At 40.9% G+C, this 20,824-nt stretch carries 24 protein-coding genes; 23 read left to right on the top strand and 1 reads right to left on the bottom strand.

Annotation, left to right across the window (positions count from 1 at the left end; all coding sequences use genetic code 11):
• Positions 1-66 precede the first annotated feature (66 nt).
• The 12 genes from MHH31_RS10535 (at position 67) to fni (ending at position 11,598) form a co-directional block, all read left to right on the top strand.
• Positions 67-855 carry a metallophosphoesterase gene (locus MHH31_RS10535; RefSeq protein ID WP_144679406.1) on the top strand — a complete coding sequence of 263 codons (789 nt, stop codon included), beginning with the start codon at positions 67-69 and terminating at the stop codon, positions 853-855.
• A gap of 164 nt (positions 856-1,019) precedes the next feature.
• Positions 1,020-1,598 carry a genetic competence negative regulator gene (locus tag MHH31_RS10530; RefSeq protein WP_007500984.1) on the top strand — a complete coding sequence of 193 codons (579 nt, stop codon included), beginning with the start codon at positions 1,020-1,022 and terminating at the stop codon, positions 1,596-1,598.
• A 196-nt stretch (positions 1,599-1,794) separates the two neighbouring features.
• Positions 1,795-3,069, top strand: coding sequence for a Glu/Leu/Phe/Val dehydrogenase (locus tag MHH31_RS10525; protein WP_007500982.1), 1,275 nt, complete (start codon positions 1,795-1,797; stop codon positions 3,067-3,069).
• A gap of 124 nt (positions 3,070-3,193) precedes the next feature.
• Positions 3,194-4,165: a YpdA family putative bacillithiol disulfide reductase gene (locus MHH31_RS10520; RefSeq protein ID WP_024718498.1), complete on the top strand. Its 972-nt coding sequence runs from the start codon at positions 3,194-3,196 to the stop codon at positions 4,163-4,165.
• Between the two features lie 155 nt (positions 4,166-4,320).
• Entirely contained in the window at positions 4,321-4,977 is a 657-nt protein-coding gene (gene prsW / locus MHH31_RS10515; protein ID WP_008344507.1) for a glutamic-type intramembrane protease PrsW, read from the top strand.
• A 132-nt stretch (positions 4,978-5,109) separates the two neighbouring features.
• Complete coding sequence (sleB, locus tag MHH31_RS10510; RefSeq protein WP_144679408.1) at positions 5,110-6,030, top strand: spore cortex-lytic enzyme; 921 nt, start codon at positions 5,110-5,112, stop codon at positions 6,028-6,030.
• Between the two features lie 16 nt (positions 6,031-6,046).
• Positions 6,047-7,396, top strand: a complete 1,350-nt coding sequence (gene ypeB, locus MHH31_RS10505) for a germination protein YpeB (protein WP_008344510.1) — start codon at positions 6,047-6,049, stop codon at positions 7,394-7,396.
• Positions 7,397-7,498: 102 nt separating this feature from the next.
• The gene (locus MHH31_RS10500; protein WP_007500975.1) at positions 7,499-8,146 is read left to right on the top strand and encodes a flagellar brake domain-containing protein; all 648 of its coding nucleotides are present in this window, start codon (positions 7,499-7,501) and stop codon (positions 8,144-8,146) included.
• A gap of 63 nt (positions 8,147-8,209) precedes the next feature.
• Entirely contained in the window at positions 8,210-8,392 is a 183-nt protein-coding gene (locus tag MHH31_RS10495) for a YpfB family protein (protein ID WP_008344514.1), read from the top strand.
• 71 nt (positions 8,393-8,463) lie between these two features.
• Complete coding sequence (gene cmk / locus MHH31_RS10490; RefSeq protein ID WP_017359766.1) at positions 8,464-9,141, top strand: (d)CMP kinase; 678 nt, start codon at positions 8,464-8,466, stop codon at positions 9,139-9,141.
• 223 nt (positions 9,142-9,364) lie between these two features.
• Positions 9,365-10,516 carry a 30S ribosomal protein S1 gene (gene rpsA, locus MHH31_RS10485; protein ID WP_008344519.1) on the top strand — a complete coding sequence of 384 codons (1,152 nt, stop codon included), beginning with the start codon at positions 9,365-9,367 and terminating at the stop codon, positions 10,514-10,516.
• A gap of 14 nt (positions 10,517-10,530) precedes the next feature.
• Positions 10,531-11,598 carry a type 2 isopentenyl-diphosphate Delta-isomerase gene (gene fni, locus MHH31_RS10480; protein WP_039165760.1) on the top strand — a complete coding sequence of 356 codons (1,068 nt, stop codon included), beginning with the start codon at positions 10,531-10,533 and terminating at the stop codon, positions 11,596-11,598.
• Positions 11,599-11,774: 176 nt separating this feature from the next.
• On the opposite strand, the gene MHH31_RS10475 is transcribed toward fni, so the two are convergent.
• The gene (locus MHH31_RS10475) at positions 11,775-11,906 is read right to left on the bottom strand and encodes a YpzI family protein (protein WP_008344525.1); all 132 of its coding nucleotides are present in this window, start codon (positions 11,904-11,906) and stop codon (positions 11,775-11,777) included.
• Between the two features lie 178 nt (positions 11,907-12,084).
• Between MHH31_RS10475 and MHH31_RS10470 the strand changes: the two genes are divergently transcribed.
• From MHH31_RS10470 to mtrB, 11 genes are all read left to right on the top strand, one after another.
• Positions 12,085-12,627, top strand: coding sequence for a hypothetical protein (locus tag MHH31_RS10470; protein ID WP_017359763.1), 543 nt, complete (start codon positions 12,085-12,087; stop codon positions 12,625-12,627).
• Positions 12,624-13,508 (top strand): YIEGIA family protein, encoded by an 885-nt coding sequence (locus tag MHH31_RS10465; RefSeq protein WP_007500964.1) that lies wholly within the window; start codon positions 12,624-12,626, stop codon positions 13,506-13,508. Before MHH31_RS10470 ends, MHH31_RS10465 begins: the two co-directional genes overlap by 4 nt.
• A 6-nt stretch (positions 13,509-13,514) precedes the next feature.
• Complete coding sequence (locus tag MHH31_RS10460) at positions 13,515-13,709, top strand: hypothetical protein (RefSeq protein WP_008344527.1); 195 nt, start codon at positions 13,515-13,517, stop codon at positions 13,707-13,709.
• 159 nt (positions 13,710-13,868) lie between these two features.
• Entirely contained in the window at positions 13,869-15,179 is a 1,311-nt protein-coding gene (gene der / locus MHH31_RS10455; RefSeq protein WP_008344528.1) for a ribosome biogenesis GTPase Der, read from the top strand.
• A gap of 14 nt (positions 15,180-15,193) precedes the next feature.
• The gene (locus tag MHH31_RS10450) at positions 15,194-16,231 is read left to right on the top strand and encodes an NAD(P)H-dependent glycerol-3-phosphate dehydrogenase (protein ID WP_024718502.1); all 1,038 of its coding nucleotides are present in this window, start codon (positions 15,194-15,196) and stop codon (positions 16,229-16,231) included.
• Between the two features lie 266 nt (positions 16,232-16,497).
• Positions 16,498-16,701 carry a DUF2768 domain-containing protein gene (locus MHH31_RS10445; protein WP_024718503.1) on the top strand — a complete coding sequence of 68 codons (204 nt, stop codon included), beginning with the start codon at positions 16,498-16,500 and terminating at the stop codon, positions 16,699-16,701.
• Between the two features lie 18 nt (positions 16,702-16,719).
• Positions 16,720-17,445, top strand: coding sequence for a hypothetical protein (locus MHH31_RS10440; RefSeq protein WP_007500961.1), 726 nt, complete (start codon positions 16,720-16,722; stop codon positions 17,443-17,445).
• Positions 17,446-17,650: 205 nt separating this feature from the next.
• Positions 17,651-19,129: a stage IV sporulation protein A gene (gene spoIVA, locus MHH31_RS10435; RefSeq protein ID WP_008344534.1), complete on the top strand. Its 1,479-nt coding sequence runs from the start codon at positions 17,651-17,653 to the stop codon at positions 19,127-19,129.
• Positions 19,130-19,502: 373 nt separating this feature from the next.
• A complete protein-coding gene (gene hbs / locus MHH31_RS10430) occupies positions 19,503-19,781 on the top strand; it encodes a non-specific DNA-binding protein Hbs (protein WP_003215863.1) in 279 nt (92 codons plus the stop codon).
• A gap of 190 nt (positions 19,782-19,971) precedes the next feature.
• Entirely contained in the window at positions 19,972-20,541 is a 570-nt protein-coding gene (gene folE, locus MHH31_RS10425) for a GTP cyclohydrolase I FolE (RefSeq protein WP_003215789.1), read from the top strand.
• A 23-nt stretch (positions 20,542-20,564) separates the two neighbouring features.
• Positions 20,565-20,795, top strand: a complete 231-nt coding sequence (mtrB, locus tag MHH31_RS10420; RefSeq protein WP_008344541.1) for a trp RNA-binding attenuation protein MtrB — start codon at positions 20,565-20,567, stop codon at positions 20,793-20,795.
• Positions 20,796-20,824: the final 29 nt, after the last annotated feature.

Genomic DNA, 20,824 nt, shown 5'->3' with positions numbered 1-20,824 from the left:
AGTTGAAACGTCTTTTTTCATTCAAGCGTCCTATAAAAGAAAGCTGATACAAGGGAGTCATTCATAATGAAATATGCCATCGGATTTACTGCTGCCATAGCGGCTGTGACAACAGGTGTGTGTGTAACAGCGAAAATGGTGAAAACGGCAAAACAAAACAACATCAAAAAGCATTACTTTACAATAGAAGGACTTCAGTCAGATCGACCTGCAGTCATTTTCTTTATTTCTGATACCCATCGCCGTCTAATTAGTGATACTTTATTAGCGGAAGTGGAAGAGAAGCAGCCTGATGTCATTATGATCGGCGGGGACTTAGCTGAAAAGGGAGTCCCATATGCTAGAGTCGAAGAAAATGTGAAACGTTTAGCAAGGATTGCCCCGGTGTATTTTGTGTGGGGGAATAACGACCATGAGCTGCATCAGCAAAAACTCAAAGACATCCTCCATACCTATCAGGTGACGACATTGCAAAATGAGACGGCTGTGTGGAATTTTGAAGGACAGCCCATTAAAATAGGCGGAATTGATGATATCCGGCTTGAAAAAGCAGATTATGAAGCGATACGGCCGGAGTTTGTCAAAGAAGACGTGAATATCCTTTTATCACACAACCCAGATGTGCATCACTTGATGAGTGAAGAAGAGGGAATTGATCTCGTTTTGAGCGGTCATACCCATGGGGGTCAAATTCGCATTGGGAAATTTGGTCCGTATGAAAAAGGAAGAACAGGCCAAGTCAAAGGTGCTTTCTTTCTGATTAGTAATGGTTACGGAACAACAAAGATTCCGATGCGTCTTGGAGCAGAACCAGAAACCCATCTGATCTATTTAATGCCGCTAAAAACGCGCTAAGTTGATGCCCCATCAATATTTTCCATAAAAGTCACCGTAAGCATAGCTTCATGCTTGTCTTCCGTCTTGACACAGTGTAAACTGAATACAAAATTAAGAACCTATGACTCATCATCTCATATACTACAGTATGATGTGTGTTAGAAGAGGCAGGAGGGAACGTTATGCGGCTAGAGCGTCTGAATTATAATAAAATCAAAATTTTTCTCACACTAGATGATCTGACAGACCGAGGTCTTACGAAAGAAGACCTTTGGAAAGATTCGTTCAAAGTTCATCAGCTGTTTAAAGACATGATGAACGAAGCGAATCAGGAGCTCGGTTTTGAAGCGAATGGACCGATTGCTGTTGAAGTATTTTCTCTTCAGGCGCAGGGGATGGTCGTCATTGTGACAAAGAGTCAGCAGGAAGATGCTGATGATGAGTTTGATGAAGATTACATTGAGATGCAAGTCAAGCTCGACGAGAGCAAGCATGTGCTCTATCAATTTGCCTCGTTTGAAGATGTGATTCAACTGTCCCATAGTTTAAGTCGTATTGGACTTTTGGGGGGGACAGTTTACCATTATGAAGGTCAATATTTTCTCAGCCTAGATGATTTCGAAGAACTGTCTGCAGATACGGTCATTTCTATTTTAGCGGAGTTCGGTTCTCCGACGACATTAACCATTCACCGGTTAAAAGAATACGGAAAAGTGATCATGCAGGAAGATGCAGTGAAAACGATTCAACTGTATTTTTAATCACTTTTTTCTATTATATTTAATACTGTTGTGATGAAACAACAGTATTTTTTTATATCCATTTTTATATTTATAAACGCTGATATTTTATTTTGATAAAAAACGCTTTTTACCTTTGCTTTACCAGTACGAAGGTGTATACTATTGCTTGAAAGGGAGCAGTAGATCATGAAAGATTTCTAGGGGGTTTATTTTAATGGCAGCCGATCAAAACGCCGCTCATAACGCAGAAGATAAGCTAGATGTTTTAAAGTCAACTCAAACCGTCATACATAAAGCGCTTGATAAATTGGGCTATCCGCAAGAAGTGTATGAATTGCTGAAGGAGCCAATTCGCCTATTAACGGTCAAAATTCCAGTACGTATGGATGATGGATCGGTGAAAATTTTCACTGGTTATCGTGCGCAGCATAATGATGCTGTCGGTCCAACAAAAGGCGGAATTCGATTCCACCCGAACGTTACTGAAAAAGAAGTAAAAGCGCTTTCAATTTGGATGAGTTTAAAATGTGGTATTGTGGATCTTCCTTATGGCGGAGGAAAAGGCGGTATTATCTGTGATCCAAGAGAAATGTCATTTAGGGAGCTTGAAAAACTAAGCCGCGGCTATGTACGCGCAATTAGTCAAATCGTTGGACCAACAAAAGATGTTCCAGCACCAGATGTGTTTACAAACTCTCAAATCATGGCATGGATGATGGATGAGTATTCTAGAATTGATGAATTTAACTCGCCAGGATTTATTACAGGAAAACCAATTGTTCTTGGAGGCTCACATGGACGTGATACTGCAACGGCAAAAGGTGTAACGATCTGTATCAAAGAAGCGGCGAAGAAAAAAGGAATTGACATCAATGGGGCTCGTGTTGTCGTTCAGGGATTCGGAAATGCAGGAAGTTACTTGGCTAAATTTATGTATGATGCCGGAGCGAAAATCGTAGGAATTTCAGATGCTTACGGCGGTTTGTATGATGAAGATGGTCTCGATATTGACTACTTGCTTGACCGACGTGACAGCTTTGGAACCGTCACTAAATTATTTAATGATACAATTACAAACCAAGAGCTGCTTGAGCTAGATTGTGATATCTTAGTACCTGCAGCCATTGAAAATCAAATTACAGAAGATAATGCGGCGAACATTAAAGCCAAAATTGTCGTAGAAGCAGCAAATGGACCAACGACATTGGAAGGGACAAAAATTCTTTCAGATCGTGGTGTACTGCTTGTTCCAGACGTACTTGCAAGTGCGGGTGGAGTGACTGTTTCTTACTTTGAATGGGTTCAGAATAACCAAGGGTTCTACTGGACAGAAGAAGAAGTAGAAACTCGTTTAGAAGATATGATGGTGAAATCATTTAATAATATTTATGAAATGGCGCAAAACCGCCGTATTGATATGCGACTAGCAGCATATATGGTCGGTGTACGTAAAATGGCTGAAGCTTCTCGATTCAGAGGCTGGATTTAAGCGACTTATTTGCATCGCGCCTTAAAATCTCCTATCCTTAAATAGGAGATTTTTTTATGGAATCATGCAAAGAATCAAACAGCCCAGCAATTGTTATTGCAGTGAAACGACAGGAGTGGAACAAATGAAACAAGAAAAAGCGATCATAATAGGAGGCGGCCCCTGCGGTCTATCAGCTGCCATTGCATTCAAGCAAATTGGGATTGATGCACTTGTGATTGAAAAGGGCAATGTGGTCAACAGTATTTATCATTACCCTACACACCAAACCTTCTTCAGTACAAGTGAAAAGCTTGAGATCGGTGACGTCGCTTTTATCACTGAAAATCGGAAACCCGTTCGTATTCAGGCGCTTTCCTATTACCGAGAGGTGGTCAGACGAAAAAGCCTTCGTGTGAATGCTTTTGAAAAGGTAAACGCTGTGACGAAAAAAGATGGCCGTTTTACGGTAAATACATCAAAAGACGACTATACATGTGACTATGTTGTGATTGCGACTGGCTACTATGATCATCCTAACTATATGAATGTAAAAGGGGAAGACCTTCCTCATGTGTATCATTATTTTAAAGAAGGACACCCCTACTTTGATAAAGATGTGACGGTGATCGGCGGGAAGAACTCTAGTGTTGATGCTGCCCTGGAACTTGTGAAATGCGGAAGCAGGGTGACGGTTTTATATAGAGGAACTGAATATTCATCCAGCATCAAACCTTGGATTTTACCAGAGTTTGAAGCGCTTGTTCGAAATGGCACCATTCGAATGGAGTTCGGTGCAGAGGTGAAGGAAATCACAGAACAGGATATTGTCTTTACAAACCAGCAGGGCCAAACGGATCGAGTGAAAAGTGATTATGTGTTTGCGATGACAGGTTATCATCCTGATCATTCATTTTTAGAAAAAATGGGTGTAACAATCGATCCAGAATCAGGCCGCCCAGCATTTGATGAACAAACAATGGAAACAAATGTAGAAGGTATTTTCATTGCAGGGGTCATTGCAGCTGGTAACAACGCCAACGAAATTTTCATTGAAAATGGAAGATTTCATGGCGGGTTAATTGCAGAAGAAATCAACAAAAGAATCAACGGGTAAAAAAAGAACTGGGTCCTTCTAAGGGATTCAGTTCTTTTTTATGTAAATTGGGATTATATAGAAGATTATTTTTGGGAAAATGGGCTCGAGTCATATAAAAAAGGGGTGATTCGTGGTACGATAATAAAGGATAATGTAGGGAAAGAGGTCTGATTATGATCGCAATCATTTCAGCAGGTTTAGCTCCCGGCATCGCACTTTTAAGTTATTTTTATTTGAAAGATCAATACGACAATGAGCCGGTTCATATGGTCATCAGATCTTTTATGCTAGGTGTCATACTTGTGTTTCCAACCATGTTTATTCAGTATGTCCTCCAAGAGGAAAATATCGCCACGAATCCTATCGTGATTTCATTTGTGACATCGGGTTTTTTAGAAGAATCATTAAAGTGGTTTATTTTAATGGTCAGTGTCTATGCGCACGTACAGTTTGATGAACACTATGACGGGATTGTCTATGGAACAAGTGTCTCGCTTGGATTTGCGACACTTGAAAATATTTTGTACTTAGTGGGTCATGGGGTAGAGTACGCGTTTACACGTGCCTTGCTGCCTGTATCAAGCCATGCTTTATTTGGTGTGGTGATGGGATTTTATATAGGTAAAGCTCGCTTCTCTGATAAAAAAGAGCAGCGAAAATGGCTGATTCTCTCTTTAATACTTCCTATCCTTTTTCATGGCTTATATGATTTCATTCTTCTCGGCATGAAAAATTGGGGATATATTATGTTGCCGTTCATGATTTTTTTATGGTGGTTTGGTCTGCGGAAAGCCAAAAAAGCCCGTGCGGTGAAGATGGTACAAATTTAAATTGGAAAACGTCCTATACGTCTTTAGGGCGTTTTTTGTCTTTTCCATCCAATTCCCTCCTGTGATGAATGTATAAAAATAGGGATCGGAAGAAACATATATTCAAACATCAAAAGTACAGGAGGATCAAATATGGACAAAGCTCGTTTCATGAAACAAATCGTCCTTATCTTCTCAATTGTTCTGCTCGCGTCTTCATTGATGACAGCTGAAAAAAGTGAAGCTTTCACGAATCAAGTGATTCAGCGGGGAGCTACAGGAGAAGATGTCGTCGAGCTCCAGGCAAGGCTCCAATACAATGGTTTTTACAATGGAAAAATAGACGGGGTGTATGGCTGGGGAACTTACTGGGCCGTGCGCAATTTTCAAAGCCAGTTTGGTGTAAAGAAAGTCGATGGACTCGTAGGGGAAAAAACAAAAAACCTATTAGTTCAAAAGACGAAATACTATAAAGAGTTTGTGCAGCAGCAGCTGCAAAAAGGGAATCAGTTTACGCATTATGGCGGGAAACCTCTTGATCAGCAAACAAAGGCTCCTGCGCAAAGAAACACGCAAAAAAAGACAGCACAAGGTGCAAAAGAGAATCAAAAAAGTCAAAGCGGAGGAAACAGCTCGACTGGGAAGTCTGGAAAGCAGTCAGGAAATGGTCAAGCAAATCAAACGCCGAAACAAACAGCAGCCAACATGCCAGGTGGTTTTTCAAGCAATGACATTCAGCTTCTTTCACAAGCTGTTTATAGTGAAGCGAGAGGTGAACCTTATGAAGGACAGGTAGCGATCGCAGCCGTCATCTTAAACCGTTTAAACAACCCGACCTTTCCAAACACTATTGCTGGTGTCATTTTTGAACCGCTTGCGTTTACTGCTGTAGCAGATGGACAATTTTATATGGCGCCAAATGAAACCGCTAAAAAGGCAGTATTTGATGCCATTAATGGCTGGGACCCATCTGAAAGCGCCGTTTATTACTTTAATCCTGATACAGCAACAAGCCCATGGATTTGGGGAAGACCACAAATTAAACGAATCGGGAAACATATTTTCTGTGAATAAAAAGAGGTGTAAATAAATGATCAGAGGAATATTGATTGCTATTTTAGGAATTGCTGTCATCTCAACAGGATACTGGGGCTATAAAGAGCATCAAGAAAAAGATGCAGTACTGCTTCATGCAGAGAACAACTATCAAAGAGCCTTCCATGATTTAACGTATCAAGTCGATCAGCTGCACGATAAACTTGGCGCAACACTTGCGATGAATAGCCAAACATCTATATCTCCAGCACTGGCAGATGTATGGAGAATGTCATCAGAAGCGCATAACAATGTCAGTCAGCTTCCGCTCACATTGATGCCTTTTAACAAAACAGAAGAGTTTCTAGCGAATGTCGGTGACTTTAGCTACAAATCGTCACTTAAATCTTTATCAGATGAACCATTAAACAAAGATACACACAAAACCATTACCACTTTATATGATCAAGCGGCAGATATTCAAAACGAACTTAGACAAGTGCAGCATCTCGTACTCAACAAAAATTTAAAATGGATGGATGTTGAAATGGCACTGGCTGATGGAGATCGAAAAAACGACAACACCATCATTGACGGATTAAAAACCGTTGAGAGAAATGCTGATGCGTTTGCAGATGTTGATCTTGGCCCTACAAATGTGTCAACTGAATCAGAAACGCAAGGCTACAATCACTTAAAAGGGCAAAAGATTTCAAAAAAAGAAGCGATTCGCATCGCCCAGCAATTTGCGCCTGACCATAACAAAGATTTTAAGGTGAGAAAAAGTGGGAGTAAAACGAACCGTGATGTCTACAGCCTGTCAATGTCTGACCCAGACAACCGGGCAAACTTTTATTTAGACTTGACTGAAAAAGGCGGCCATCCTGTCTATCTTCTTCAGAACCGTGAAGTGAAAAAACAAAAAATCAGTTTAAATGATGCCTCAGAAAAAGCACTAAGTTTCTTAAAGAAGCATGGATTCGATACCGAATCATTTCATTTAGATGAGAGTGCGCAATTTGATAATATCGGCGTATTTACCTATGTGCCTTTACAGAATAACGTATTGCTTTATCCAGATAGTATTCGAATGAAAGTCGCTTTAGATGATGGTGAGGTTGTGGGATTCTCAGCGAAAGACTATTTAATGAATCACAGAAAACGTGACATAAAAGCACCAAAGATTTCTCGAAAAGAAGCTGAAAAGACCTTAAATAAACATGTGAAGATCGAGGATACACATGTAGCTCTTGTTCAAAATGATATGTCAGAGGAAGTTCTCTGCTATGAGTTTTTAGGAACCATTAAAAACGACACGTACCGAATGTTCATTAATGCAGATACTGGAAAAGAAGAAAGAGTAGATAAACTAAAAAATGCAGAACCTATATATAAAGACCTATAGAAAAGGAAGCGAGGAAAAGGCGAATAAGCCTTTTCCTTTTGTTTTATACATGGTTTAATATAAGAGAGGATACGATTTCACAGATGAAAAGAGTGATGAGGAATGTTACAAATAGGGGATGCAATCACAATTGAGTATGTCAATGAGAACAAAGAAGTGAAAACTGCAAAATCGAAAGTTTTGGAAAATAATAACGATGATATTTGCATTAATTATCCAGCTGATAAAGAAACGGGGCGCACGATCTATTTAAATCAAGAAACAGAAATCACCGTCTTCTTTTTCGATGAAAATCAAATTCCATACAAATGTACAAGCAAAGTCATTGGGAAAAGAAAAGAAGATATCCCGATGATTGTCGTTTCGATTCCGCCAAAAGAAGAAATGATTCGGCTTCAGCGAAGAGAATATCTTCGAGTGGATACGATGGTGAAAGCGTCCATTACGCAAAATGGTGAAGAAACCTTCGACACATTTATTGTCAATATGAGTGCTGGCGGTGTAGCAATTGCTGTTCCAGAAGGTGTCTCACTAAAAGAATATGGCGAGGTCGTCACAGAGTTTGAACTTTCACTTAAAGAACCAGTGAAAATTAAAGCGATTGCAGAAATGAATCGCGTTTATCAAGATGAACAGACGGGGAAAACAAGAGCGATCATGGAATTTACTGAAATCACAAACGACCACCAGCAACACATCATGAAGTATTGCTTCCAGCAGCAGCTTCTAACACGTGTGAAAAAAGTATAAGAATAAAGGTTGTCAAAAGCTTCCATACTAGAGAGAAAGAATCTAGCGTTGGAGGCTTTTTGTATGAAAACAATGGAAAGATGGCTATTCAAAGCAGTGCTCATTCAGCTCATTCTGCTTTTGGCGGTTCAGGTCACCCTTCACTTGACGAAAGGAGAACTATTTTTGTCAAAAGTCGTACAATACGAGGGTGTGAATAACATGAGCATTGAAGATTGGATTGAGACATTTAAGCAAAAGGATTGATAGAAAATTCCCCCGTTTGAGCGGTGATCGTGTTACAATTCATAAGGGAGATTCAATCAAGGAGAGGTATTATGAAAAAGAAATTATCTATCGCAATTGACGGTCCTGCTGCAGCAGGAAAAAGCACTGTGGCAAAAATTGTCGCAGCGAAAAAATCATATATTTATATTGATACAGGTGCGATGTACCGCGCAATTACACTTGCAGCACTCAATCAAGGCGTAGACCTTGAAGACGAACAGGCACTTGATGCGTTATTGAAAAACACAGTCATTGAACTTGTGTCAACTGACGAAGGTCAAAAAGTACATTTAGACACGATCGATGTCACAGAAGATATCAGAACAGACCGCGTAAGCAATCAAGTCTCTGTTGTTGCAAAGCATCGAGCTGTTAGGGAAGAAATGGTCCGCAGGCAGCAAGAGCTGGGGAACCGAGGCGGTGTCGTCATGGATGGAAGAGACATTGGCACGCATGTTCTTCCAGATGCAGAAGTGAAAATTTTCTTGCTTGCGTCAGTAGAGGAAAGAGCAAAACGTCGTTTTGAAGAAAATCAGAAAAAAGGCTATGATGTCAACTACGATCAGCTGATCGAAGAGATTGCAAGACGTGACAAGCTTGATTCTGAGCGGGAGGTATCACCGCTGAAGAAAGCAGATGATGCCATCGAAATTGACACGACTTCCCTTTCTATTCAAGAGGTTGCAGGTAAAATTTTAGATGCAGCAGAGCGTGTAGAAAAACAGTAAGAAATTTTAGAAAACTTTTATAAGTTAGAGGTTTATCTCTTGACAAACAAGGTCTTTTATTAGAAGTTTATACTAATACTATTTTTATTGATCATTCAAGCAATTCTGTTGATTTGAATGTTTCTATAATACATATTCGGCTGGCAATCATCATGCTAAGGACACATATTCACCCAGTCGTTTTAACTAAGCTGTGTAGGTTTGGACCAAGGAGGTTATCGAAATGACAGAGGAAATGAATCAAATCGATGTTCAGGTACCAGAGGTTGGAGATGTAGTGAAAGGGATTGTTTCTAAAGTTGAGGACAAGCATGTCAATGTAGATATCGTCAATGTGAAACAACCTGGGATCATCCCAATCAGTGAATTATCAAGTCTTCACGTTGAAAAAGCATCAGATGTCGTGAAAGATGGCGACGAGTTAGAGCTTAAAGTAACAAAGGTCGAAGACGATGCTTTGATTTTATCGAAACGTGCTGTTGATGCAGACCGCGCTTGGGAAGACCTAGAGAAAAAGTTTGAAACAAAAGAAGTATTTGAAGCAGAAGTAAAAGACGTTGTCAAAGGTGGTCTAGTGGTCGACATTGGTGTTCGCGGATTTATTCCTGCGTCTCTTGTTGAGGCACACTATGTAGAAGACTTCACTGACTACAAAGGAAAAACACTCTCGCTTGTTGTGGTAGAGCTTGACCGCGAAAAAAACCGCGTGATTCTATCGCATCGTGCAGTCGTTGAGCAAGAACAATTAGACAAGAAGCAAGACTTCCTGCAAAAGCTTGCAGTAGGCAGTGTGATTGATGGAAAAGTGCAGCGCCTGACTGACTTTGGTGCATTTGTTGACATTGGCGGCATTGATGGATTAGTTCACATTTCTCAACTATCCCATGCGCATGTCGAAAAGCCATCTGACGTTGTTGAAGAAGGACAGGAAGTGAAAGTCAAAGTTCTTGCTGTTGACCGCGATAACGAACGTATCTCACTATCTATTAAAGAAACATTACCAGGACCTTGGAGCCAAATTGGCGAAAAGGTAAAACAAGGTGATGTTCTTGAAGGAACCGTTCAACGCCTTGTGAGCTTTGGAGCATTTGTTGAAATTCTGCCAGGTGTAGAAGGACTTGTGCATATTTCCCAAATTTCACACAAACATATCGGTACTCCTCAAGAAGTCCTTGAAGAAGGGCAGACTGTGAAAGTGAAAGTGCTTGATGTCAATGAAGATGAAGAGCGCATTTCACTTAGCATTCGTGAATTAGAAGAGAATCCTGAAAAACAAATCGAAGAGGATTACCGTCAATATCAGGCGAAAGAAGAAAATACAAGCGGATTCCAGCTTGGTGACCTGATTGGTGATAAACTCAATAAACTAAAATAATTTGGTGATCAAAATTGACGCGAGCAGAAAGAAAGAAACAGCATATTGAGCATGCTTTGTCGACTGGCCAGCATGCAGCAACAGGTTTACAAGATGTTTCCTTCGTTCACGCCAGTTTACCAGATCTTGCGACATCACAAATTGATACACATACGACAATTGGCGGACTGACTTTCGGTTCGCCAATTTTTATCAATGCAATGACTGGTGGAGGCGGAGAATCGACCTATGAGATTAATCGCTCTTTATCTATCGCAGCGAAGGAAACCAATATTCCAGTAGCAGTCGGATCACAAATGGCTGCACTGAAAGATGCAGACGAACGTCGTACGTATGAAGTGGTTCGAAAGGTGAATCCAGATGGACTCGTTTTTGCCAATTTGGGCAGTGAGGCGACAATTCAGCAAGCACGGGATGCCGTTGACATGCTGGGGGCAAACATGCTTCAAATTCACTTAAACGTGATTCAAGAGATTGTCATGCCTGAAGGAGATCGTGATTTCAGAGGTGCTGTTGAGCGGATCTCAGCCATTGCTGAATCAATTGAGGTGCCTGTTGTCGTCAAAGAAGTTGGATTTGGGATGAGTAAGGAAACAGCAAAGAAATTATTTGATGCTGGAGTTGCTGCTGTTGATGTAGGTGGATTTGGGGGAACGAATTTTTCTAAAATCGAGAACTTGCGCCGTCAAAAAGCACTTCGCTATTTTGACCAGTGGGGAATTCCAACTGCAGCGAGTCTGGCTGAAGTACATACAGCCTTTCCAGATCAAACCGTCCTAGCTTCTGGAGGCATTCAAGATGCACTTGATGTGACAAAATCAATTGCTCTTGGTGCGTCTGCCGTTGGATTAGCCGGCTTTTTCTTAAAATCCCTGACGAGTGGAGGAGAAAAGGGCCTCATCTCTGATATCATTGATCTACAAGATGATGTGAAGATGTTGATGACAGTACTTGGCATGAAAACAATTGAGGAGCTAAGGCAAGCTCCGATTGTGCTTACAGGGGAAACAAGTCATTGGCTGAAAGAAAGAGGCGTGGATACTACGTACTATAGTTTAAGAAATAAGAAGACAAAGGACTAAATGAAATGTAGCCCTTTGTCTTCTTTTCAGCGTGAAAGAAAACTTTTTTTGTCTATGAAAGACAGCTACTTTTTGCGGAGCGAATTTGACATTCGTGAGCACCAATGCGCAGGACTGACACTGAATGCGAGGGTTTGTCTGCACGCTGAGACATGTGGTAATCACATGTCTTTTTTTTATTGATTTCTTTTGCGAGCGTCTTCCGGGCCTTCTAAAGTTGTTGCCCCTTTGTGATGAATGGATTGATCGCGATCAGATTCAACTCTTCTTGACGCCTTTAGGCGTTTTTCCTGTCTATCCTTACCCATCATACATCCCTCCTCAACTATTAGGGTGTCACCTCTTGTTTATTTCATGCAAATCCCGCACCTTCTCATACGTTTAAAAACTGGAGATTTTCCCATAATGTAATTGAGGTGATGAGGGTTGGAGGCATTGTACTATTATTGGTCAATATGGTTCGTTTGGATTATGGTGACATTTATCATGGAGAAAAGCACGTGGCGCAATGTGCTGGGCGTATGTGTTCTCATTCATATTATATGCAGTCATGTCATGGTTTCTATTTTAGACATTAGGATCAATGCAGGATTTTTGATGACCTTTTTATATGCTTGCATGTCATTCGTGATCTTTCGGCCTGCTCATCGAATCATGCGAATCATGCAATTAGGTTCCATGGTCAGTGCGTATGCCTTTTTTATGATTTTTGCATTATATGATCCAGTTTGGTTCACGATAATAAAGGTGGACTGGGTTGTATTTGCCTTGCTGATCTTGATGTGTTTAACATATGGGCATCAGTTAACGGAACGGATCACTTTATGGATGATGGCTATATGTCTGGGGGAAGCCCTTTATGCGCTTACGATTCATCGCCTCACATCTTCCATTGTCATAGGAGATCTCTCGTTTCTTTCCATGGCTGTTCAAGGAGCTGTCTTTCTATTAGGTGTAGGTCAGCTTGAAAAACTCTTGAACACCCGTTCATCTAGAAAACCAGTAAAAGGGGCTGCAAAATCAACATGACGGATTACACGTTTCCTGTGATTATTGGTGTCATCTTTGGGATGGCGGCTAGGCTTTATATGCTAAGAACTGATTATCGGCAATATCCCACATATATTCATGGACAAGTGATTCACATTGCGCTAGGTTTTATCGCATCAGGCCTTGGTGCTATTATTATGCCTGCACTGATCCAGGAAGAATTCACTGCAATTACCTTTCTGACGCTTGCAGCCACGCAATTTCGTGATGTGCGTAATATGGAAAGAAATACATTGACCCAAATGGATTCGTATGAGCTTGTCTCACGAGGCAGTACATATATCGAAGGCATTGCGATCGCCTTTGAAAGTCGAAATTATATTGCCATTCTTACTGCCCTTATTACAACGACCGCCTGTATTTTCTTTTCGCTCGTCGTTGGGACCGTGGTCGGTATTCTTTGTTTTTTCATGGCAAAACTATTAATGTCAGGGAGCCAATTAAAGGATATCGTGAATATTCAAAAAGGGGAACTTCGTTTTGACGGCGCAGGACTTTACGTAAATGATATTTACATTATGAATATCGGGCTGCCTGAAAAGCAAAAATTGATTTTAGAGCATGGAATGGGGTTCATCTTGACTCCGAAGAATTTTAACTCGGCCACAACCATCGCAAACCTTGGGCAGCGGCAAGCTATCTTATTTGATTTATCCAACGTGCTTGGTGTATACCGAGATTCTGGTGAACCATCGCTTTGTCCGCTCGCAAAACGTGATCTGAATAATGGCACACTTGGCGTATTCATTTTACCGCAATGGCAGCGTGAAGATTTAGCTGTCCGTGTATTAGAAGAGGTGCCTATTTTAGAAAATGCCATTAGAATGCCGACAGATTTCATTAAAAAGAAAGTGAGGTAATAGGGCATGGCGAACACCATTGAACAATTTATATTGGCTGTGGCGACAACAAATAAAGAGCGGGTCATTGGCGGAACAGCCGTTTTTTTCTGTGAAAATAAAGAAGAGCTCGACATGTATGCCATGAATTTAGAGGCCATTTTAGATGGAATTGCACACGGCATTGGAGAAGATCTTTACTTGATCGTCAAACATTTTTAAGTTATTCATTGTGGTCTGATTAAAAATTGATATAATATATAAGTTGAACCCTTCATGTTTGAAGGGTTTATTTCATAAAACTGAATGAAAATTATAAATCCCGGTTGAAACATGATGATGAACATATTGAATCGCGGCTGGATTGAAAGGAAGGGTACTATGGGTAAACCTGTCGTAGCCATTGTTGGAAGGCCCAACGTTGGAAAATCTACAATTTTTAATCGAATCGCAGGCGAAAGAATATCGATTGTAGAAGACACACCTGGTGTAACAAGAGATCGAATCTATAGCTCTGCTGAATGGTTAAATTATGACTTTAATTTAATAGATACTGGTGGAATTGATATTGGAGATGAGCCGTTTTTGGCGCAAATTCGCCATCAGGCTGAAATCGCAATGGATGAAGCGGATGTTATTATCTTTATGGTCAATGGAAGAGATGGCGTCACATCTGCGGATGAAGAAGTCGCAAAAATTTTATATCGCACGAAAAAACCTGTCGTACTTGCTGTCAATAAATTGGACAACCCTGAAATGAGAAGCGACGTGTATGACTTTTATGCACTTGGATTTGGCGAACCGTATCCGATTTCTGGAACGCACGGACTCGGTCTAGGTGATCTGCTTGATGCTGTCGCAGAGCATTTCAAAAACTTACCAGATACACAGTATGATGAAGAAGTGGTCCAGTTCTGCTTAATCGGCCGCCCAAATGTAGGGAAATCCTCTTTGGTGAATGCGATGCTCGGTGAAGAACGTGTCATTGTCAGCAACATCGCTGGTACGACAAGAGATGCTGTAGATACAATGTTTACGTACAACCAACGTGACTTTGTCATTGTCGACACAGCCGGTATGAGAAAAAAAGGGAAAGTATATGAAACAACAGAGAAATACAGTGTACTCCGTGCGTTGAAAGCCATTGATCGATCGGATGTTGTCGCTGTTGTTCTTGATGGTGAAGAAGGCATTATTGAACAGGATAAACGTATTGCCGGCTACGCACACGAAGCGGGTAAAGCCGTTGTGATCATTGTGAACAAGTGGGATGCTGTTGAAAAAGACGAGCGTACAATGAAGGAATTTGAGCAAAACATTCGCGAGCATTTTCAATTCCTTGATTATGCACCTGTCTTATTCATGTCTGCTCTTACGAAAAAGAGAATTCACACGTTAATGCCAACAATCATTACCGCTAGTGAAAATCATGCGATGCGCGTTCAAACTAACATTCTAAACGATATTATCATGGATGCCGTAGCAATGAACCCAACGCCGACCCATAACGGACAGCGTCTGAAAATTTACTATGCAACACAAGTGGCGATCAAACCGCCGTCCTTTGTTGTGTTTGTAAATGATCCAGAACTTATGCACTTTTCTTATGAGCGTTTCCTAGAAAACCGAATTCGAGATGCATTTGGTTTTGAAGGAACACCAATTAAAATATTTGCGAGAGCGAGAAAATAAAAAGGGTGAGCAGGATGAAGAAAATTTCAGTACTTGGAGCAGGGAGCTGGGGAACAGCTCTTGCGCTTGTATTAGCTGATAATCATCATGATGTACACATGTGGGGACATAGACAAGAATTAATTGATCAAATCAATGAGAAACATGAAAATCATGATTACTTGCCTAATGTTGCATTGCCAGCGTCTATTCAAGCGACAACAGATATGAAACAGGCACTAGAAGGGACAGATGCGATTATTGTCGCTGTGCCAACAAAGGCTATTCGAGAAGTATTGAAACAGGCCAATGAGTTCATTACGTCAAAGGTGCCATTTGTTCATGTCAGTAAAGGAATTGAACCAGATACGCTTCTTAGAATTTCTCAAATGATTGAACAAGAAGTCCCAGAAGCGAAAAGGGAAGCAGTGGTTGTCCTGTCAGGACCAAGTCACGCTGAAGAAGTTGGCTTGCGTCATCCGACAACTGTGACTGTCTCGTCAGAAAATATTGAAGCAGCTCAATTTGTTCAAGATTTGTTCATGAACAATCATTTTAGAGTGTACACCAACCCTGATGTGATTGGGGTGGAAATTGGCGGGGCGCTGAAAAACATCATCGCTCTTGCGGCAGGGATCACAGATGGACTCGGATATGGCGATAATGCGAAAGCAGCGCTCATCACAAGGGGGCTTGCTGAAATCGCCCGCCTCGGCACAAAAATGGGAGGAAACCCTCTTACGTTTGCCGGATTAACAGGTGTTGGAGATTTGATTGTCACATGTACAAGTGTTCATTCGCGTAACTGGCGCTGCGGTAATTTACTCGGTAAAGGATATAAGCTCGAAGAAGTGCTTGAAAAAATGGGGATGGTTGTCGAAGGCGTCCGCACAACAAAAGGCGCTTATCAGCTCTCCAAAGAATACAAGGTCAGCATGCCGATTACAGAGGCTCTTTACGGCGTCCTATTTGAAGGGAAAAAGGTTGACGATGCTGTAGAATCCTTGATGGCACGTGTGAAAACACATGAGATGGAAGACCTTGTGAACATGTTCGAAAACCAAACAAAGTAATTGGAAGACTGAACTTAGGCGTGTAGAGGATGCAAGAAGGGGAAGACTTGCATAACATAACAATGAAGTTTGAATAGAGCTTTGCCTCTACAGAATGAGGAAAAATAGTCGACCTAATGACTGAAGCAGAGTCCCCCTCTTTGCTTCAGTTTTTTTATTCACTTTTTTCTGAATGATTGGAAAAATGATTGATATTTTACTTAATTTTGGTTTAGAATGAAATATAAACGCTTACAATTCGTTTATATTAAAGGGGGACAGGCACGATGAGTTTTGCTTTAATCAAGATGTGGTTTGCGCTTGGTTCAATGGGGCTCATGTTTTTAGCCGTTGTAACCATTTATTTGAGTAGGTTTAAGTTGAAGAGCCGATTTCTGAAAATAACAGCCTCAACTGTCGCGTACAGCTTAATGCTCATATCAGGTATCATTGTGTTTTTAGTTGTAGTTAGCGGGCCGGTCAATGAATAAAGAAAAAGGAAGAATGTGATGATCAAAGCAAAAATCAGTGTCATGCTGTTAACACTTATTTTACTTACGGGGTGCCTCTATCCAGAGAATCGCAAAGCTGAAAACCGCGTGCCATATAAAGAGCAGCTGCAAAGTGTGCAGACAGCGATTGAAGATTTTCAAAAAGCGACAAATGGCCTTTTACCGATTGAAACAAAAGAAGGCGACACACCTATTTATCAGAAGTATGTCATTGACTTTAAGCGTCTGTCACCAAGATATTTACACGATGTACCGTCGACATCTTTTGAAGGCGGGGGCGAATATATCTATGTCCTCACAGACGTCGAACAAAACCCAACGGTGAAACTGCTTGATGTCAAAATGACACAAACGATCAGTGAATTACGTCTAAGGATCAAAATATATCAAGATGAACATACATATCCGCCATATGGCAAAGTAGTATCCAAAGATTTATATACGTTAAATGAAAAAAAACTAGGGTTAAAAGCACCGCCTACAGTGACGAGCCCTGTCACGGGTGAATCACTTCCATTACTGATTTCCTCAAATGGCGAAATCTATGTTGACTATCGCAGTGATTTTGCCCAGATTTTGAAAAATACGAAACAAAAGCTGAAACCAGGTGAAAATATTCAAGATGTCTATTGGCAGGAAACCCCGTTTGTACCAGCGTTTTCTGTTCCATATACGATCAACAAAAAAGGTGAGCCGGCTTTTTTAGAAAAAAAGACGTCATAAACAAGAATGAACCTTTCTCCTCTGCATATAAATGAGGAGAAAGGTTTTTTTATGGCTAAACATACTCTCAAAACAAAAAAGGTGTCATATTCAAATAGGACAACGTCATACACATATATTGTCCTGACACCTTTCAAGCACCGTTTGATTGAAGTATAGAGTATTTTATTTGAAAACGAGGATAGCAAGTCCGGGAGGGGATCACTTGGAAAAAGTCGATATTTTCAAGGATATCGCTGAACGAACAGGAGGCGATATATATTTAGGAGTCGTTGGAGCTGTTCGTACAGGGAAATCTACGTTTATTAAAAAGTTTATGGAGCTCGTGGTGCTCCCGAATATCAATAATGAGGCAGACCGTGCAAGAGCACAGGATGAATTGCCGCAAAGCGCAGCAGGAAAAACCATTATGACCACAGAGCCAAAATTTGTGCCAAATCAAGCGGCATCCATTCACGTGAGTGACGGCCTGGATGTCAACATTAGGCTTGTCGATTGTGTAGGCTACACCGTGCCTGGTGCACGCGGGTATGAAGATGAAAATGGTCCGAGAATGATTAATACGCCGTGGTATGAAGAGCCAATCCCGTTTCATGAAGCAGCGGAAATTGGTACACGCAAGGTCATTCAAGAGCATTCAACCATTGGTGTTGTGATTACAACAGATGGATCAATTGGGGAAATCCCAAGACATGACTATATTGAATCAGAAGAACGTGTCATTGACGAACTCAAAGAAGTTGGAAAGCCGTTTATTATGGTGATCAACTCTGTGAGACCTTATCACCCTGAAACAGAAGCACTGAGGCAGGAACTTAGTCAAAAATATGATATTCCTGTACTCGCGATGAGTGTCGAAAGTATGAGAGAACAAGACGTCCTCAGTGTACTTCGTGAAGCATTATATGAATTCCCAGTGCTTGAGGTGAATGTGAACCTGCCAAGCTGGGTCATGGTACTAAAAGAAGATCATTGGCTAAGAGAGAGTTATCAGGATTCAGTGAAAGAAACCGTCAAGGATATTAAGAGATTAAGAGATGTTGACCGAGTGGTAGGTCAGTTCAGTGAATTCGATTTTATCGAAAGAGCGGGCTTAGCAGGCATTGAAATGGGTCAAGGGATCGCAGAAATTGATCTGTATGCGCCGGATGATCTATATGATCATATCCTAAAAGAAGTGGTTGGTGTGGAAATTAGGGGCAAAGATCACCTTCTTGAGCTCATGCAAGATTTTGCACATGCGAAAACGGAGTATGATCAAGTGTCTGACGCTTTAAAAATGGTGAAGCAGACTGGTTATGGAATTGCGGCACCAGCTTTGTCGGATATGAGTTTAGATGAGCCGGAAATCATTAGGCAAGGATCAAGATTCGGCGTCAGATTAAAAGCAGTCGCACCATCTATTCATATGATTAAGGTAGATGTAGAAAGTGAGTTTGCGCCGATTATCGGAACAGAAAAACAAAGTGAAGAGCTCGTCCGATACTTAATGCAAGACTTTGAGGATGATCCGCTTTCTATCTGGAATTCCGATATATTTGGACGCTCACTCAGCTCGCTTGTCAGAGAAGGCATTCAAGCAAAACTCTCGCTAATGCCGGAAAATGCAAGGTATAAACTAAAGGAAACGCTTGAACGAATTATTAACGAAGGATCAGGCGGTCTGATCGCGATTATTCTATAGGATGTGAGACCTCTCATTGATGGGGTCTTTTTTTGCGTGCGGGTGAAGTCATAAAAAGACAATTGTATAAAGATTAGTCAGATTCAGGCTGAAATTAGGAATATTCGTTCGCAAAAGTGCCCTTAATCCTTGACGAATAAGGATTCTTCCCTTTAAAATGCTTGATATGGTATTTCATATGTGTTAATCTACTTACAGAAAATCTTCACTTTGTTGGACAAACATTCCTTCAAAGAGAAGTTTTCTAATGAAAAGCCATGTATGACGCTTTCTAGACGCTCTTTTTTTCAAAAAAAGTGTATAGAAAGAAGATGAATTGTGAAGAAATGATAACAATCTATTGAATGCATATTTTTGGGAGGAGGTGAAAGGCATGAACAAGACAGAACTTATTAACGCGGTTGCTGAAGCAAGCGAGTTATCTAAAAAAGACGCGACAAAAGCAGTTGATTCTGTTTTTGATACAATTTTAGATGCACTTAAAAATGGTGACAAAATCCAACTTATTGGTTTTGGTAACTTTGAAGTACGTGAGCGTTCAGCTCGTAAAGGACGTAACCCACAAACTGGTGCAGAGATCGAAATCCCTGCAAGCAAAGTACCTGCTTTCAAACCAGGTAAAGCACTTAAAGACGCGGTGGCAGGTAAATAATCGTTATGTGTAATGATCCTATTGAAGGAGTTATACATATACAGTTTCACACTGGTCTAGAAAAGCCCCTTTGATAAGGGGCTTTTCCTTTTGAATCAAATGGTTTGTTTAGAACGCTCTCCTTTGCTTTTAGGATCTGAAGTGTGCTAGAATCTGAATGAAATGTAATCGCCTTTGGAGGATATAATACATGAGTGAAATAAATAAAGAATTAATCGAACACGCGGTACGCGATATATTAAAAGCAATCGGAGAAGATCCAGATCGTGAAGGACTTCTTGATACCCCAAAACGAGTAGCAAAAATGTATGAAGAAGTGTTCTCGGGATTAAATGAAGATCCAAAAGAACATTTTAAAACCATTTTTGGTGAAGATCATGAAGAACTTGTTCTTGTAAAAGATATTGCTTTTCATTCAATGTGTGAACACCATCTTGTGCCATTCTATGGCAAAGCCCATGTCGCTTATATTCCGCGCGGCGGAAAAGTAACGGGACTCAGCAAGCTGGCGAGAGCAGTAGAAGCCGTGGCAAAGCGCCCGCAGCTTCAGGAGCGCATTACATCAACGATTGCAGATAGTATGGTGGAAACTTTAAATCCACATGGTGTGATGATTGTCGTTGAAGCAGAGCATATGTGTATGACGATGCGCGGAGTGAAGAAGCCCGGCGCTAAAACAGTCACTTCAGCCGTACGCGGTACATTTGCAAATGATGCGGCAGCAAGAGCAGAAGTGCTTTCATTTATTAAAAACGACTAATCCATAGATGGAAGGTGAACAGATTGAGTGAAAATAAAGCATCTGATTTTGTGGTGATTAAAGCCATTGATAATGGTGTCAATGTGATCGGCTTAACTAGAGGTTCCGATACAAGATTTCACCATTCCGAAAAGCTCGATAAAGGTGAAGTCATTATCGCACAATTTACTGAGCACACATCAGCCATCAAAGTGCGGGGCGATGCTGTCATTCAAACAAGCTTCGGTGAAATTCAAAGCGAAGCAAAGAAATAACGCACGACTATGCACTTGATAGCATGAAA

The organism is Bacillus sp. FSL K6-1033, assembly GCF_038630765.1.
In the GTDB taxonomy this organism is placed as follows: Bacteria; Bacillota; Bacilli; order Bacillales; family Bacillaceae; genus Bacillus; species Bacillus altitudinis.
The sequence above is the reverse complement of the archived record's forward strand: the minus strand, read 5'-3'. Positions and strand labels throughout refer to the sequence as shown.

Excerpts from the sequence above, each read along its gene's own strand:
- prsW (WP_008344507.1), top strand. The coding sequence starts at position 4,321 with ATGATCGCAATCATTTCAGCAGGTTTAGCTCCCGGCATCGCACTTTTA.
- MHH31_RS10460 (WP_008344527.1), top strand. The coding sequence starts at position 13,515 with ATGGCGAACACCATTGAACAATTTATATTGGCTGTGGCGACAACAAAT.
- MHH31_RS10535 (WP_144679406.1), top strand. The coding sequence starts at position 67 with ATGAAATATGCCATCGGATTTACTGCTGCCATAGCGGCTGTGACAACA.
- der (WP_008344528.1), top strand. The coding sequence starts at position 13,869 with ATGGGTAAACCTGTCGTAGCCATTGTTGGAAGGCCCAACGTTGGAAAA.
- rpsA (WP_008344519.1), top strand. The coding sequence starts at position 9,365 with ATGACAGAGGAAATGAATCAAATCGATGTTCAGGTACCAGAGGTTGGA.
- MHH31_RS10440 (WP_007500961.1), top strand. The coding sequence starts at position 16,720 with ATGATCAAAGCAAAAATCAGTGTCATGCTGTTAACACTTATTTTACTT.
- folE (WP_003215789.1), top strand. The coding sequence starts at position 19,972 with ATGAGTGAAATAAATAAAGAATTAATCGAACACGCGGTACGCGATATA.
- MHH31_RS10495 (WP_008344514.1), top strand. The coding sequence starts at position 8,210 with ATGAAAACAATGGAAAGATGGCTATTCAAAGCAGTGCTCATTCAGCTC.
- hbs (WP_003215863.1), top strand. The coding sequence starts at position 19,503 with ATGAACAAGACAGAACTTATTAACGCGGTTGCTGAAGCAAGCGAGTTA.
- MHH31_RS10475 (WP_008344525.1), bottom strand. The coding sequence starts at position 11,906 with ATGGGTAAGGATAGACAGGAAAAACGCCTAAAGGCGTCAAGAAGAGTT.
- sleB (WP_144679408.1), top strand. The coding sequence starts at position 5,110 with ATGGACAAAGCTCGTTTCATGAAACAAATCGTCCTTATCTTCTCAATT.
- cmk (WP_017359766.1), top strand. The coding sequence starts at position 8,464 with ATGAAAAAGAAATTATCTATCGCAATTGACGGTCCTGCTGCAGCAGGA.
- MHH31_RS10470 (WP_017359763.1), top strand. The coding sequence starts at position 12,085 with ATGGAGAAAAGCACGTGGCGCAATGTGCTGGGCGTATGTGTTCTCATT.
- MHH31_RS10450 (WP_024718502.1), top strand. The coding sequence starts at position 15,194 with ATGAAGAAAATTTCAGTACTTGGAGCAGGGAGCTGGGGAACAGCTCTT.
- ypeB (WP_008344510.1), top strand. The coding sequence starts at position 6,047 with ATGATCAGAGGAATATTGATTGCTATTTTAGGAATTGCTGTCATCTCA.
- MHH31_RS10525 (WP_007500982.1), top strand. The coding sequence starts at position 1,795 with ATGGCAGCCGATCAAAACGCCGCTCATAACGCAGAAGATAAGCTAGAT.
- MHH31_RS10445 (WP_024718503.1), top strand. The coding sequence starts at position 16,498 with ATGAGTTTTGCTTTAATCAAGATGTGGTTTGCGCTTGGTTCAATGGGG.
- MHH31_RS10530 (WP_007500984.1), top strand. The coding sequence starts at position 1,020 with ATGCGGCTAGAGCGTCTGAATTATAATAAAATCAAAATTTTTCTCACA.
- MHH31_RS10465 (WP_007500964.1), top strand. The coding sequence starts at position 12,624 with ATGACGGATTACACGTTTCCTGTGATTATTGGTGTCATCTTTGGGATG.
- MHH31_RS10520 (WP_024718498.1), top strand. The coding sequence starts at position 3,194 with ATGAAACAAGAAAAAGCGATCATAATAGGAGGCGGCCCCTGCGGTCTA.
- MHH31_RS10500 (WP_007500975.1), top strand. The coding sequence starts at position 7,499 with ATGTTACAAATAGGGGATGCAATCACAATTGAGTATGTCAATGAGAAC.